The sequence below is a fragment of the Streptomyces sp. NBC_01255 genome, from assembly GCF_036226445.1.
In the GTDB taxonomy this organism is placed as follows: Bacteria; Actinomycetota; Actinomycetes; order Streptomycetales; family Streptomycetaceae; genus Streptomyces.
This window is the reverse complement of record NZ_CP108474.1, coordinates 3,874,511-3,888,395: the sequence shown is the minus strand read 5'-3', so window position 1 is coordinate 3,888,395 and position 13,885 is coordinate 3,874,511. Positions and strand designations below refer to the sequence as shown.

8 protein-coding genes are annotated in these 13,885 nt (G+C 70.0%); 7 read left to right on the top strand and 1 reads right to left on the bottom strand.

The features are described 5' to 3' along the window. Window position 1 precedes the first annotated feature (1 nt). From OG357_RS17145 to OG357_RS17120, 6 genes are all read left to right on the top strand, one after another. Window positions 2–985 carry a carbohydrate kinase family protein gene (locus tag OG357_RS17145; RefSeq protein WP_329621982.1) on the top strand — a complete coding sequence of 328 codons (984 nt, stop codon included), beginning with the start codon at window positions 2–4 and terminating at the stop codon, window positions 983–985. Then, window positions 982–4,470, top strand: coding sequence for a methionine synthase (metH, locus tag OG357_RS17140; protein ID WP_329621981.1), 3,489 nt, complete (start codon window positions 982–984; stop codon window positions 4,468–4,470). The genes OG357_RS17145 and metH overlap by 4 nt, the downstream gene beginning before the upstream one ends. After that, window positions 4,467–5,327, top strand: a complete 861-nt coding sequence (gene metF / locus OG357_RS17135) for a methylenetetrahydrofolate reductase [NAD(P)H] (protein ID WP_329621980.1) — start codon at window positions 4,467–4,469, stop codon at window positions 5,325–5,327. The genes metH and metF overlap by 4 nt, the downstream gene beginning before the upstream one ends. Beyond that, complete coding sequence (gene ahcY, locus OG357_RS17130; protein ID WP_329621979.1) at window positions 5,320–6,738, top strand: adenosylhomocysteinase; 1,419 nt, start codon at window positions 5,320–5,322, stop codon at window positions 6,736–6,738. Before metF ends, ahcY begins: the two co-directional genes overlap by 8 nt. Then, window positions 6,738–7,409, top strand: a complete 672-nt coding sequence (locus OG357_RS17125; RefSeq protein ID WP_329621978.1) for a maleylpyruvate isomerase family mycothiol-dependent enzyme — start codon at window positions 6,738–6,740, stop codon at window positions 7,407–7,409. Before ahcY ends, OG357_RS17125 begins: the two co-directional genes overlap by 1 nt. Before the next feature lie 184 nt (window positions 7,410–7,593). Then, a complete protein-coding gene (locus tag OG357_RS17120; RefSeq protein WP_329621977.1) occupies window positions 7,594–11,307 on the top strand; it encodes a non-ribosomal peptide synthetase family protein in 3,714 nt (1,237 codons plus the stop codon). Here OG357_RS17120 and OG357_RS17115 read toward each other — a convergent pair. Next, a complete protein-coding gene (locus OG357_RS17115) occupies window positions 11,276–12,277 on the bottom strand; it encodes a hypothetical protein (RefSeq protein WP_329621976.1) in 1,002 nt (333 codons plus the stop codon). The genes OG357_RS17120 and OG357_RS17115 overlap by 32 nt on opposite strands. Window positions 12,278–12,586: 309 nt before the next feature. Between OG357_RS17115 and OG357_RS17110 the strand changes: the two genes are divergently transcribed. Next, window positions 12,587–13,015, top strand: coding sequence for a hypothetical protein (locus OG357_RS17110; RefSeq protein ID WP_329621975.1), 429 nt, complete (start codon window positions 12,587–12,589; stop codon window positions 13,013–13,015). Window positions 13,016–13,885 lie beyond the last annotated feature (870 nt).

Below are 13,885 nucleotides of genomic sequence, written 5' to 3'. Positions count from 1 at the left end.
AATGCGTATCGCTGTCACGGGATCCATCGCGACCGACCATCTGATGACCTTCCCCGGCTGGTTCAGCGAGCAGCTGCTCGCCGACCGGCTCGACAAGGTCTCCCTGTCGTTCCTCGCCGACAACCTGGAGGTCAGGCGCGGCGGAGTGGCAGCGAACATCGCCTTCGGACTCGGTGTGCTCGGGCTGCGGCCCGCCCTCGTGGGCGCGGTCGGGGCCGACTTCGAGCCGTACCGGGTCTGGCTCAAGGACCACGGTGTGGACACCGACTCGGTGCGCGTCAGCGAGTCGCTCCACACCGCCCGCTTCGTCTGTACCACCGACCGGGCCCAGAACCAGATCGCCACCTTCTACGCGGGGGCGATGGCCGAGGCGCGCGAGATCGACCTGCGGGACGTGGTCGCGCGCACCGGCCGGCTGGAACTGGTCCTGGTCTCCCCGGACGACCCCGAGGCCATGCTCCGGCACACCCGCACCTGCCGTGACCTGGGGATTCCCTTCGCCGCCGATCCGTCGCAGCAGTTGGCGCGGCTCGACGGGGAGCAGGTGCGGGAGCTGGTGGACGGGGCGCGGTTCCTCTTCACCAACGAGTACGAGACGGCCCTGCTCCTGGAGAAGTCCGGCTGGAGCGAGGCCGAGGTGCTCGCCAGGGTCGGCACCTGGGTCACCACGCACGGCGAGGCGGGCGTCCGTATCCGCGGCGCGGACCGCGCCCCGCTCGCCGTCCCGGCGGTGGAGGTCGCCGGGGTCGTCGACCCGACCGGCGTCGGCGACGCCTTCCGGGCGGGGTTCCTCGCCGGGACGCTGTGGGGCGTGCCCGAGCGGTGCGCGGCGCAGCTGGGCTGCGCGGTCGCGGCGACCGTCCTCGACTACGTGGGGACGCAGGAGTACCGGCTGCACCGGGACTCCCTCCTGGACCGGATCAGGACGACGTACGGGGTGGGCTGCACGGCCACCCTGGTCACCCATCTGAGGGGACTGACATGAGTACGGGAAGGCGTTCCCTCCGGGAGGAGTTCGCGACCCGGGTCGTGGTCGCCGACGGGGCGATGGGCACGATGCTCCAGGCCGCCGACCCGACGATGGACGACTTCCGGAACCTCGAAGGCTGCAACGAGATCCTCAACCTCACGCGCCCCGACATCGTCGCCTCCGTCCACGACGCCTACTTCTCGGTCGGCGTGGACTGCGTCGAGACCAACACCTTCGGGGCGAACCTCGCCGCGCTCGCCGAGTACGGCATCGAGAACCAGGTGTACGAGCTGTCGGAGGCCGGCGCCCGGATCGCCCGTACCGCCGCCGACGCGCACACGGCCGCCGACGGCCGCCCCCGCTGGGTCCTGGGCTCCATGGGACCCGGCACGAAGCTGCCGACGCTCGGCCACGTCACGTACGAGCCGCTGCGCGACGCCTTCCAGCAGAACGCGGAGGGCCTGATCCGGGGCGGCGCGGACGCCCTCCTCATCGAGACCTCGCAGGACCTGCTCCAGACGAAGGCGGCCGTCATCGGTGCCCGCCGGGCCCTGGACTGGGTCGGCGTGGACCTGCCGGTGATCGTGCAGGTCACGGTCGAGACGACTGGCACGATGCTGCTCGGCTCGGAGATCGGCGCGGCGCTCACCGCGCTCGAACCGCTCGGCATCGACATGATCGGCCTGAACTGCGCCACGGGCCCGGCGGAGATGACGGAACACCTCCGGCACCTCTCCCGGCACGCCCGCATCCCGATCTCCGTCATGCCGAACGCGGGCCTGCCGGTCCTCACCTCCGACGGCGCCCACTACCCGCTGTCCCCGGCCGAACTGGCCGACGCGCAGGAGGCGTTCGTGCGGGACTACGGCCCCGCACTCGTCGGCGGCTGCTGCGGGACGACCCCGGAGCACCTGCGGGAGATCGTGGAGCGGGTGCGCGGCGCGGCCGTCCTCGACCGGCGGCCGACGCCGGAGCCGGGCGCGTCCTCCCTCTACAGCCACGTGCCGTTCCGGCAGGACACCGCGTACCTGGCGATCGGCGAGCGGACGAACGCCAACGGGTCGAAGAAGTTCCGCGAGGCGATGCTCGACGGCCGCTGGGACGACTGCGTCGAGATGGCGCGGGACCAGATCCGCGAGGGCGCGCACATGCTCGACCTGTGCGTGGACTACGTCGGCCGTGACGGTACGGCGGACATGGCGGAGCTGGCAGGCCGTTTCGCCACCGCCTCCACCCTCCCGATCGTCCTCGACTCGACCGAGATCGGGGTGCTGCGGGCCGGCCTGGAGAAGATCGGCGGCCGGGCCGTCGTCAACTCGGTGAACTACGAGGACGGCGACGGCCCCGAGTCGCGCTTCGCGCAGGTCACGGCCCTCGCGAGCGAGCACGGCGCGGCGCTGATGGCGCTGACGATCGACGAGGAGGGCCAGGCCCGGAGCGTCGAGCACAAGGTGGCCGTCGCCGAGCGGCTCATCGACGACCTCACGGGCAACTGGGGGATCCGGGAGTCGGACATCCTCATCGACACCCTGACCTTCACGATCTGCACGGGCCAGGAGGAGTCCCGCAAGGACGGCGTCCACACGATCGAGGCGATCCGCGAACTGAAGCGCCGCCACCCCGACGTCCAGACGACCCTCGGCCTGTCGAACATCTCCTTCGGCCTGAACCCGGCCGCGCGGATCGTCCTCAACTCGGTCTTCCTCGACGAGTGCGTGCGGGCCGGCCTGGACTCGGCGATCGTCCACGCGTCGAAGATCCTGCCGATCGCCCGCCTGGAGAAGGAACAGGTCGAGGTCGCGCTCGACCTCATCCACGACCGCCGCCGGCCTCAGCAGGGGGACGACCCGGGCTACGACCCGCTGCAACGCTTCCTGGAGATGTTCGAGGGCGCGACGGCGAAGTCCCTCAAGGCGGGCAAGGCGGAGGAGCTCCTCGCGCTGCCGCTCGACGAGCGGCTGAAGCGCCGGATCATCGACGGCGAGAAGAACGGCCTGGAGGCGGACCTCGACGAGGCCCTGACCGGCCGCCCCGCTCTGGAGATCGTCAACGACGTCCTGCTCGACGGCATGAAGACGGTGGGCGAGCTCTTCGGCTCCGGCCAGATGCAGCTGCCGTTCGTGCTCCAGTCCGCCGAGGTCATGAAGACGGCCGTGGCGCACCTGGAACCGCACATGGAGAAGACGGACGCGGACGGCAAGGGCACGATCGTCCTGGCCACGGTCCGCGGGGACGTCCACGACATCGGCAAGAACCTCGTCGACATCATCCTCTCCAACAACGGCTACAACGTCGTCAACATCGGCATCAAGCAGCCGGTCTCCGCGATCCTGGAGGCGGCGGAAGAGCACCGGGCCGACGTCATCGGCATGTCGGGTCTCCTGGTGAAGTCCACCGTGATCATGAAGGAGAACCTCCAGGAGCTGAACGGCCGCGGCCTCGCCGCGAAGTTCCCCGTGATCCTCGGCGGCGCCGCCCTCACCAGGGCGTACGTCGAACAGGACCTCCACGAGCTGTACGAGGGCGAGGTGCGGTACGCCCGCGACGCCTTCGAGGGCCTGCGCCTCATGGACGCGCTCATGGGCGTCAAACGGGGCGTCCCCGGAGCCGTACTCCCGCCGCTGAAGCCGCGTCGCGTACCCAAACGCGAGACGCCCGTCGCCCTGGAGGTACGGGAGCCGGAGCCGGCCGGCCGCTCCGACGTCGCCGCCGACAACCCCGTACCCGAGCCCCCCTTCCTCGGGACCAAGGTGGTCAAGGGCATCCCGCTCGCCGCGTACGCCCCCTGGCTCGACGAGACGGCCCTCTTCAAGGGCCAGTGGGGACTGAAGGACGCCGACACGATCGAGACGGAGGGCAGGCCGAGACTGCGGGCGCTGCTCGACCGCGTCGAGCGCGACGGCCTCGTCGAAGCAGCCGTCGTCTACGGCTGGTTCCCCTGTGTGTCCAAGGGCGACGACCTGATCGTCCTGGACGAGGACGGAGGCGAGCGGACCCGCTTCTCCTTCCCCCGCCAGCAGCGGGGCCGCCGCCTCTGCCTGGCCGACTTCCACCGCGCCGAGGACTCCGGCGAGGTCGACGCGGTCGCCCTCCAGGTCGTCACCGTCGGCTCCCGGATCGGCGAGGAGACGGCGAAGCTCTTCGCCGCCGACGCCTACCGCGACTACCTGGAACTCCACGGCCTCTCCGTCCAGTTGGCGGAGGCGCTGGCCGAGTACTGGCATGCGCGGGTGCGTACGGAGTGGGGCATCGCTGCCACGGACCCCTCCGGCATCGACGGCATGCTGCGCACCGAGTACCAGGGCTGCCGCTACTCCCTCGGCTACCCGGCCTGCCCCGACCTGGAGGACCGGGCGAAGATCGCCGCCCTCCTGCGCCCCGAGCGGATCGGGGTCGAGCTGTCGGAGGAGTACCAGCTGCACCCCGAGCAGTCGACGGACGCGATCGTCGTCCACCACCCGGAGGCGAGCTACTTCAACGCGGGAGGCAGACGCCAGTGAACCCCACGTACTCCTTCGAATTCTTCCCACCGAAGACCGACCGGGGCGAGCACACCCTCTGGGACGCGATCCGCCGAGTGGAGGCGCTGTCCCCGGACTTCGTCTCCGTGACGTACGGCGCGGGCGGCTCGTCCCGCGACCGGACGATCGAGGTCACGAAGCGGATCGTCACGGAGACGACGCTGCGGCCGGTGGCCCACCTGACGGCCGTAGGGCACTCGGTCGCCGAACTGCGGGCGATCATCGGCGCGTACGCGGACGCGGGCGTCCGGGACGTGCTCGTCCTGCGGGGCGACCCGCCGGGCGATCCGCGCGGCGCCTGGACCCCGCACCCGCAGGGCTTCACGTACGCGTACGAACTCGTCGAACTGGTCCGGTCGTTGGGCGACTTCAGGATCGGAGTGGCGGCGTTTCCCGAAGGCCACCCGAGGTCCGCGAATCCGTCCGCCGACCTGGCGCACTTCGTGGCCAAGTGCCGGGCGGGCGCCGACTACGCCATCACGCAGATGTTCTTCGACCCGGAGGACTACCTGCGGCTGCGGGACCGGGTCGCGGCCGCCGGCTGCGACACCCCGATCATCCCGGAGATCATGCCGGCCACCGACGTCCGCCAGATCCGCCGCTTCGCCGAGCTGAGCGACGCCGCCTTCCCGGAGGACCTCGCCCACCGCCTGGAGGCGGCGAAGGACGACCCGGCGGCCGCGTACCGCATCGGGGTCGAGTACGCGACGCAGATGGGTCTGCGACTGCTCGACGAGGGCGCGCCGGGCCTGCACTACATCACGCTGAACAAGTCGACGGCGGCGCTGGAAATCCACCGAACCATCATGAGCGCAAGGAGCGTTGCGAATGTCTGAGTTCTCCGACACTGCATTCACTGACTACAGGGTCGCCGACATCTCCCTGGCCGACTTCGGCCGCAAGGAGATCACGCTGGCCGAGCACGAGATGCCGGGCCTGATGTCGATCCGCAGGGAGTACGCGGAGGCCCAGCCCCTCGCGGGCGCGCGCATCACCGGCTCCCTGCACATGACCGTGCAGACGGCGGTCCTCATCGAGACGCTCGTCGCGCTCGGCGCCGAGGTCCGCTGGGTGTCCTGCAACATCTACTCGACGCAGGACCACGCGGCCGCCGCGATCGCCGCCGCGGGCATCCCGGTCTTCGCCTGGAAGGGCGAGACCCTGGAGGAGTACTGGTGGTGCACGGAGCAGGCGCTGACCTGGCCGAACGCCGACGGCCCCAACATGATCCTGGACGACGGCGGTGACGCGACCGTCCTCGTCCACAAGGGTGTGGAGTACCAGAAGGCCGGCGAGGTCCCGGACCCGTCGACCGCCGAGAACGACGAGCACCGGGTGATCCTGGAGCTGCTGCGGAGCACGACCCTGGACTGGGGCACGATCGCCGCCGGCATCCGGGGCGTGACGGAAGAGACCACGACGGGCGTGCACCGCCTGTACGAGATGCACCGCGAGGGCGCTCTGCTCTTCCCGGCGATCAACGTGAACGACGCCGTGACGAAGTCGAAGTTCGACAACAAGTACGGCTGTCGTCACTCGCTCATCGACGGCATCAACCGCGCGACGGACGTCCTGATCGGCGGCAAGACGGCGGTGGTGTGCGGCTACGGAGACGTGGGCAAGGGCAGTGCGGAGTCCCTCCGCGGCCAGGGCGCGCGCGTGATCATCACCGAGATCGACCCGATCTGCGCGCTCCAGGCGGCGATGGACGGCTACCAGGTGGCGACGCTGGAGGACGTCGTCGAGACGGCCGACATCTTCATCACCACGACGGGCAACAAGGACATCATCATGGCGTCCGACATCGCCCGCATGAAGCACCAGGCGATCGTCGGGAACATCGGCCACTTCGACAACGAGATCGACATGGCGGGACTGGCGCGGATCCCGGGGATCGTGAAGGACGAAGTGAAGCCGCAGGTCCACACGTGGACGTTCGAGGACGGAAAGGTCGTCATCGTCCTCTCCGAAGGCCGCCTCCTGAACCTGGGCAACGCCACAGGCCACCCGTCCTTCGTGATGTCGAACTCCTTCGCCGACCAGACCCTCGCCCAGATCGAGCTGTACACGAAGCCGGAGGAGTACCCGGTGGACGTCTACACCCTCCCCAAGCACCTGGACGAGAAGGTGGCGCGGCTCCACCTCGACGCCCTGGGCGTCAAGCTGACGAAGCTCCGCCCCGAGCAGGCGTCGTACATCGGTGTCGACGTCGACGGTCCCTTCAAGCCGGACCACTACCGCTACTGATGCGTACGACCGACGAAGGGCGTGACCCCTGGCTCCCGGACCGACTCCTGAGGACGGAGCGGGACCTGCTGATGCCGCTCCTCCGCCGTACGCCCCCGGAGGCGTACGAACTCCGCACGGCCTGCCCCGGCTGGACCGCTCGGCAGGTCCTCGCCCACTGCGGGGCGGCCCTGGTCAGGATCGTCGAGGACCGCCTGGAGGAAGGCGTGTTCCTGCCGGAGGCGAACGCCTGCGACGTGGCCGAGCGCGAGGACTGGCCGCTGGCCCGGATCCTCGACGAACTGGAACGCGGCCTGACGGAGGCGGGCCCGGTGATCGCGGAACGGGAGGACGGCCGGCTGGACGCGGTGGCGCTGGGGGAGTGGGTCCACGCAGGAGACGTCCGAGAGGCCTTCGGCGAACCGGGCGCGTATTGCGGGGCAAGCCTGGACCTGGCCCTCCCCCTCCTCACGGTCACGAGCCGCAAACGGGAAACCCCCCGCCTGGTGGGCGTCCTGGCGGACCGAGAAGACCACCCGGTGGCTCTGGGCAACGAGATCGAGGGCCGCGACCCGGCCCGCTTCATCGGCGACGCGGCAACCTTGATCCGCATCTACGCGGGCCGCCCCCTGGTCCGCACCCGCTACGAACTGACAGGCGCCACAGAACACGAACTACTCATCTACCGCTGACCCCAACGACCCCAGCCCGCCCGTCCGTCGAATCCCGCGCTCACAACGGGGGGGGCGACGGGGCGCCGGCCCGGCGTACGACCGCCCACAACGGGGGGCGACGGGGCGCCGGCCCGGCGAGGGGGCGGCCACAACAGGGCGGACGGAACGCCCGGCTCGGCGAGCCCGCAGACGAAGGGAACCCATGTCCACGCTCGACCAGCTCCTCCGCGCCGAGGCCCAAGCCCACCCCCACGCCACCGCCGTCCGCTACGAGGACGAAACGCTCACCTTCCACGAGCTCACGGAAGGCGCAACCGTCCTCGCCACCTACCTCCGCACCCTCGGCGCCACCACCGACACCCGCATAGGCGTCCACGTGGACCCGTCCCTCGAACTGGTCATCGGCGCCTGGGGCGTCATCTGCTCCGGCGCCGCCTACGTCCCGCTCTCCCCGGAGTACCCCGAGGAGCGCCTCCGCTACATGATCGAGGACAGCGGCGCCCGCATCGTCTTCACGCAGGAACGCTTCAGCACCCGCGTAGCCGAGCTCGCCCCGCCCGGCACCACCGTCGTCACCCTCAAGGACGCCGTCCAGCACGCCTGGCGCACAGCGGGCGAGGAACCCACCCCGTACGACGACATCCACGACACAGACCTCGCGTACGTCATCTACACCTCCGGCTCCACGGGCAGACCCAAGGGCGTCATGATCGAGCACCGCTCGATCGTCGCCCAGATGCGCTGGATGGCCGCAGAGCACCACCTCGGCCCGGCCGAAACCGTCCTCCAGAAGACCCCCATGAGCTTCGACGCCGCCCAGTGGGAGATCCTCGCCCCCGCCGTAGGCGCCCGCGTAGCCGTCGGCCCGCCCGGCGTCTACCGCGACCCCGAGGCCCTGATCGACACGGTCCGCGCGCACGGCGCGACGATGCTCCAGGGCGTCCCCACCCTCCTCCAGGCCCTCGTCGACACGGAACGACTCGCCACCTGCACCACCCTCCGCCGCGTCTACTCGGGAGGCGAGATCCTCTCCCGGAACCTGGCCACCCGGCTCCTCACCGAACTCCCGGACGCCGAGCTGATCAACCTCTACGGCCCCACCGAGTGCACGATCAACGCCTCCTCGCACACGGTGGACCGGGCGAGCCTCTCCGAAGGGCCGTCCGCGATCCCCATCGGCAGACCGGCGTACGACACGACCTTCCACATCCGCGACGGCGAACTGTGCATCGGCGGAATCCAGGTGGCGCGGGGGTACCTGGACCGCCCGGAGCTCACCGCCGACCGCTTCCTCACCGACACCGAAACCGGCGAACGCCTCTACCGCACCGGCGACCTGGCCCACTGGAACGACGACGGCACCGTCCAGTTCGCCGGCCGCGCCGACAACCAGATCAAGCTGCGCGGCTTCCGCGTCGAGCTGGACGAGATCGCCCTCGCCATCGAGAACCACGACTGGGTGAAGAACGCGGCGGTCATCGTCAAGAACGAGCCCCGCACCGGCTTCCAGAACCTCGTCGCCTGCGTCGAGCTCTCCCCGAAGGAAGCCGCCCTGATGGACCAGGGCAACCACGGCGCCCACCACCAGTCCAAGGAGTCCAAGCTCCAGGTCAAGGCCCAGCTGTCCAACGCCGGCACCCGCGACGACGCCGACCTGGCCGGCCGCCCGGCCGTCGCCCTCCCGGGCCGCACCCCGACCGCCCGCATGCGCCGCACGGTCTTCGCCCGCAAGACGTACCGCTTCTACGAGGGCGGCGACGTCACCCGCGCCGACGTCCTGGCGGCCCTGGCCCGCCGCCCCGAGGGCATCGGCTCCCGCGCGATCGGCAGCCTCACCACCGCCGACCTCGGCGAACTCCTGCGCTGGTTCGGCCAGTTCACGAGCGCGGAGCGACTCCTCCCGAAGTACGGCTACGCCTCGCCGGGCGCGCTGTACGCCACCCAGCTGTACGTGGAGGCGCGCGGCATCGCGGGCCTGGACCCGGGCACGTACTACTACCACCCGGTACGCCACCAGCTGTACCTGACCGCCGAGCTTGCGGCCACGGGCGACGACGACCCCACCCTCCGTCTCTCCTTCCGGGGCAAGCGCTCCGCCATCGAGCCGGTCTACAAGAACAACATCCAGGAGGTCCTGGAGATCGAGACGGGCCACATGGTGGGCCTCTTCGAGGAGATCCTGCCGGGCTACGGCCTCGACCTCAGGCCCGGCGAGGACGAGGCGACGTTCGAGGTGGTCCCGTACGACGCGGAGGCGCCGGGAATGCCCCGGGAGGTGGACGTCTACGTCCAGTCGCACCCGCAGGGAACGGAAGATCTCCCACCGGCCCAATACGCCTACGAACAAGGCAACTTACTACCGATCTCCGACTCCCTCATAGAGAAGAAGCACGTGATCGCCATCAACCAGGCGGTCTACGAACGTGCCGCTCTCGGCATCACGGTGATCAGCCGCACGACCGACACCCGACGCGCGTACGTAGACCTCGGCCGCGCGCTCCAGCGCCTCCAACTGGGCGACCACGGCCTCGGGTTCATGTCCTCCGGCTACAGCTCGAAGACGGGCCACCCGCTCCCCGCCGCCCGCCGGATGGACGAGATCCTCACGGCGGCGGACCGCCCGACGGGACCGTCGTACTTCTTCGTCGGGGGCAGGGTCAGCGAGGAGCAGCGGCTCAGCGAGGGCATGTACGAGGACACGGTCCACATGAAGGGCCCGGCGGAGATGATCCGCGACGACCTCGTCCACCACCTGCCGGACTACATGATCCCCAACCGGGTCGTGGTCCTGGACCGGCTGCCGCTCTCCGCGAACGGCAAGGTGGACGCGAAGGCGCTGGGCGAGCTGGCCGTGGTCAACGCCGGCCTGCACGGCCGCCCCCACGTCCTCCCCAGAACCCGCACGGAGAGCAGGCTGACGGAGATCTGGGCGGCGGCGCTCAAGTACGAGGAGGTCGAGGCGGTCTCCGTCCTCGACGACTTCTTCGAGTCGGGCGGCAACTCCCTCATAGCCGTAGCCCTGATCACCAAGATCAACCGCGAGTTCGGCGGCGGGGTCCAGCTCCCCCTCCAGATCCTCTTCGAGTCGCCGACGATCGAGAAGCTCGCCCATCGGGTGGACGGCGCGGCCGCGACCCCCGCGTCCCGCCTGGTGCGGCTGCACGCGGCGGGTGCCCAGTCGCCGGTGTACTGCTGGCCGGGCCTCGGCGGCTACACGATGAACCTGCGGCACCTGGCCGAGGAGATCGGCATCGACCGCCCCTTCTACGGGGTGCAGGCCTACGGCATCAACCGGGGTGAGGAGCCGTACGCCACGATCCGCGAGATGGCGGCGGCCGACGTCGCCGCGATCCGCCGCCGCCAGCCCACGGGCCCGTACACGCTGTGGGGCTACTCGTTCGGCGCCCGCGTGGCCTTCGAGTCCGCGCACCTCCTCGAAGCGGCGGGCGAGCAGGTGGAGAACCTCTTCCTGATCGCCCCCGGCTCGCCGAAGGTCCGCTCGTCGGAGACGGGCGGGGCGGCGTACGACAACCCGGCGTTCGTGACGATCCTGTACTCCGTCTTCGCGGGCACGATCGACGCGACGGTGAAGGCCGACGACCGTGACTCCTTCGTCGCCCTGGTCGCGGACCGCTTCCCGTCCCTGGACCCGGACTTGATCAGCCGCATCGTCGCGATCGTCGAGGAGACGTTCGACTTCACGTACACCTTCAAGGAGCTCACCGAACGCCAAGTGGCGTGCCCGGTGACGCTCTTCAAGGCGGAGGGCGACGACTACTCGTTCCTGGAGAACACGGAGGGCTGGTCGACCCGCCGGCCGACGGTGGTGGAGCTCGACGCGGACCACTACAGCCTGTTGCGCCGGCCCGACCTGAAGGAACTCGTCAAGAAGATCCGCTACCGACTGGGTCAGTAGCCCAGGAGGCGCACTCCGGGCACAGGGTCTGATCCTCGGCGACCGGCCGGAACAGCATGGGCTGGGTGTGTCTGCCCGCGCATTCCTGCGCGCCTTCGAGTCGTGGGGAGAGGCGTGGGGGTCCGGCGGCCGGTGGGGTCGGGCGCAGGGGTGGTACGTGGCGGAGCAGGTATCTGACCAGGCCCCCGGGTCGGTGTACGGGCGTTCCGGCGCCGGGCAGGCCGCGCAGGATGTGTTCGTGGACGTCGGCGGAGGTGTGCCCGGCGGCGAGCCAGTGGGCGGTGAGCTGTGTGAGCTCGTCGCGCATGCCGGGTGGGATGTGCCGGAGGGTGGGGGAGAGGAGGGGGAGGGCGCCGACGAGGGCGCGTGCTTCGTCGAGTTGAGCGTGGTCGGACCCGTCGACGGGATCCGGCTCCGGCTCCGGCTCCGGCTCGGGTTCGGGGTCCGGCTCGGGCTCGGACTCTGGCTCGGGCTCGGGCTCGGGATCCGGCTCCGGCTCGGGCGGAAGGATGGAGGTGTCTTCCCAAGGATCTTTCTCTGGATGACCGTCGGTCGACGGACGCACCGGATGACCGGCGGCCGGAACCACGGCACTCGGAGCCACCTGCGGAAACACCCGCTCGGCCCCGGCGCGGAAGGGGAGGCTGCCGAAGATCTTGGCGGCCTCCTCGGCCCGCAGGGGTTCGCTGGACACGAGCTGCTGGGTGGCCCAGAGGCCCCCTTCTCCCTGCACGCGCCGCTCGTGCACGTACCCCTTGGCCTTGAGCTGCTGCTTCGCCCGGCTGAACGAACAAGCCCCGATCCGGGCCTCCTTGGCGGTCTCCGAGAGGATCTGTCGGGAGTGCGACGGGAGGGAAAGCTGCCAGTTGAGGATGCGCGTGGCGTCGGAATTGAGGCGCGGATGGCGAATGATCGCATTGGTGAGCTGGGTGAAGTCGCGCGAGGGCGCGATAAAGTTGCGATAGATCACGGTGGAGGTCTTTTCCACTAGTGGTTCAGGCCCTCGACGACGGTTGCACCCGTTGGCGAGGGCCGTTTTGTGTGAACGTACCGCACGGCATATGCCTGAAACGACACGCAGAGTAAAGACCGCCCGTACGAGTGAAGTGCGCTGCGGGTCCGCACGCTTGCTCGCTCCGATGGAGACTTGAACATGTTCAAACTCCGTGCCAGGGTACGGCGTGGGTTCCTGAGTCCACCGGTCGCACACGCGGCCTGCGGAACCCGCGAGGGGTGGAGTGTGTTGCGTCGCTGTAGTACTGCGCTGATATCGGCCGCCATGGCTCTCGCCCTGACGGCCTGCGGCAGGCTCACCGTCATGCCACCGCCCGACGGCGAACCGGTCGCCCTGAAGCCGGCCGAACTTGCGACCACGTGGACCGATGACGACGGCGGCACCATCACGCTGAAGCGGGACGGGACGTTCACCGCCGACAAGATCTGCGTCGCCGTCTCGTGGTACGACGGTCTGACCTGGTCCGGAACAGGTACCTGGAAGGAAAACACCTACAAGGGGAAAAGCATCGTCGCTGTGACCTTCGACGACGCTCAACCTGTGGGCTTCGACATGGCCGACCCCACGAAGTTCCAGCGGAAGCCCGACCCTTACTCCGCCTTGAGGCAGGGCAAGGTCCTGATGCTCTGGACCGCCGTCGGCGATCCGGACAACGACTACCCGCACTGCGAGCTGACCACCCCGGCAAGCTGACCCGGCTACCGCCCGGCAGATCCGGGGGGCGGGCCTGCTTCGTGACCTTCTGGTGGGACCGCCCTCTTTCCGAGAGTCGCAGCTTCCACCACCGCGTCAAGGGCGCCTACGGCGTCGCGATGCGATGGCCTACGGCCACCCTTGACCCGGCGCCGGAAGCTGCGCAAAAACTCTCGGAGGGCGGTCCGGGGGCCGGGGTCACGCGGGGGCTTCGGGCATCGGCGGGGGCTAGAGGGCGCCCGTCGGGCCGGTGGGGTGGGGCTTGGTTCGTAGCCGGGGCGGGTGGACATCTTCCGGTGGGTTCGGGGTGCGCGGCCGTTGAATGGGGCAGCCGGGCTTGGCTTAGCGGCGAACGTCCGTCCCTTGGCGGGGATTCAGGCCCGGCTGGTCACTCGCGGTGGGTGGAGAGGTGACTAACGTGCGGCTACTCCGAGTAACAGCCCCCGAGATGACCCCCCAAAGGGTGCACATCGCCCTTATCGGGCGGAGAAAGTGCACCAATGTCTCACCGCCAGCCCCCCCGACCCCGACCATCCAGGACCCACCGCCCACGACCGATCCCCCCGGCCCCCTACCGCCCACCGGGAGTGACCAGCGGGGCCTGAATCCCCAACTCCCCACCGGCCGCGACCCGCTAAGCGCCGCCCGGCTGCCCCATCCAACAACCGCGCACCCGGAACCAACCCCAGGGACCCACCCGGCCCCGCCACTATCCAAGCCCCACCCCACCGGCCTGCCACACGCCATCCCGACCCCCGCCGATGCCCGGGTCCCCGCGTGGCCACGCCCCGGCCGCCCTCCGAGAGGTCTTTCGCTCCTGGAGCCGCCGGGTCAAGGGTGGCCGTAGGCCATCGCATCGCGACGCCGTAG

Excerpts from the sequence above, each read along its gene's own strand:
- OG357_RS17145 (WP_329621982.1), top strand. The coding sequence starts at position 2 with ATGCGTATCGCTGTCACGGGATCCATCGCGACCGACCATCTGATGACC.
- OG357_RS17110 (WP_329621975.1), top strand. The coding sequence starts at position 12,587 with ATGGCTCTCGCCCTGACGGCCTGCGGCAGGCTCACCGTCATGCCACCG.
- ahcY (WP_329621979.1), top strand. The coding sequence starts at position 5,320 with ATGTCTGAGTTCTCCGACACTGCATTCACTGACTACAGGGTCGCCGAC.
- OG357_RS17125 (WP_329621978.1), top strand. The coding sequence starts at position 6,738 with ATGCGTACGACCGACGAAGGGCGTGACCCCTGGCTCCCGGACCGACTC.
- metH (WP_329621981.1), top strand. The coding sequence starts at position 982 with ATGAGTACGGGAAGGCGTTCCCTCCGGGAGGAGTTCGCGACCCGGGTC.
- OG357_RS17120 (WP_329621977.1), top strand. The coding sequence starts at position 7,594 with ATGTCCACGCTCGACCAGCTCCTCCGCGCCGAGGCCCAAGCCCACCCC.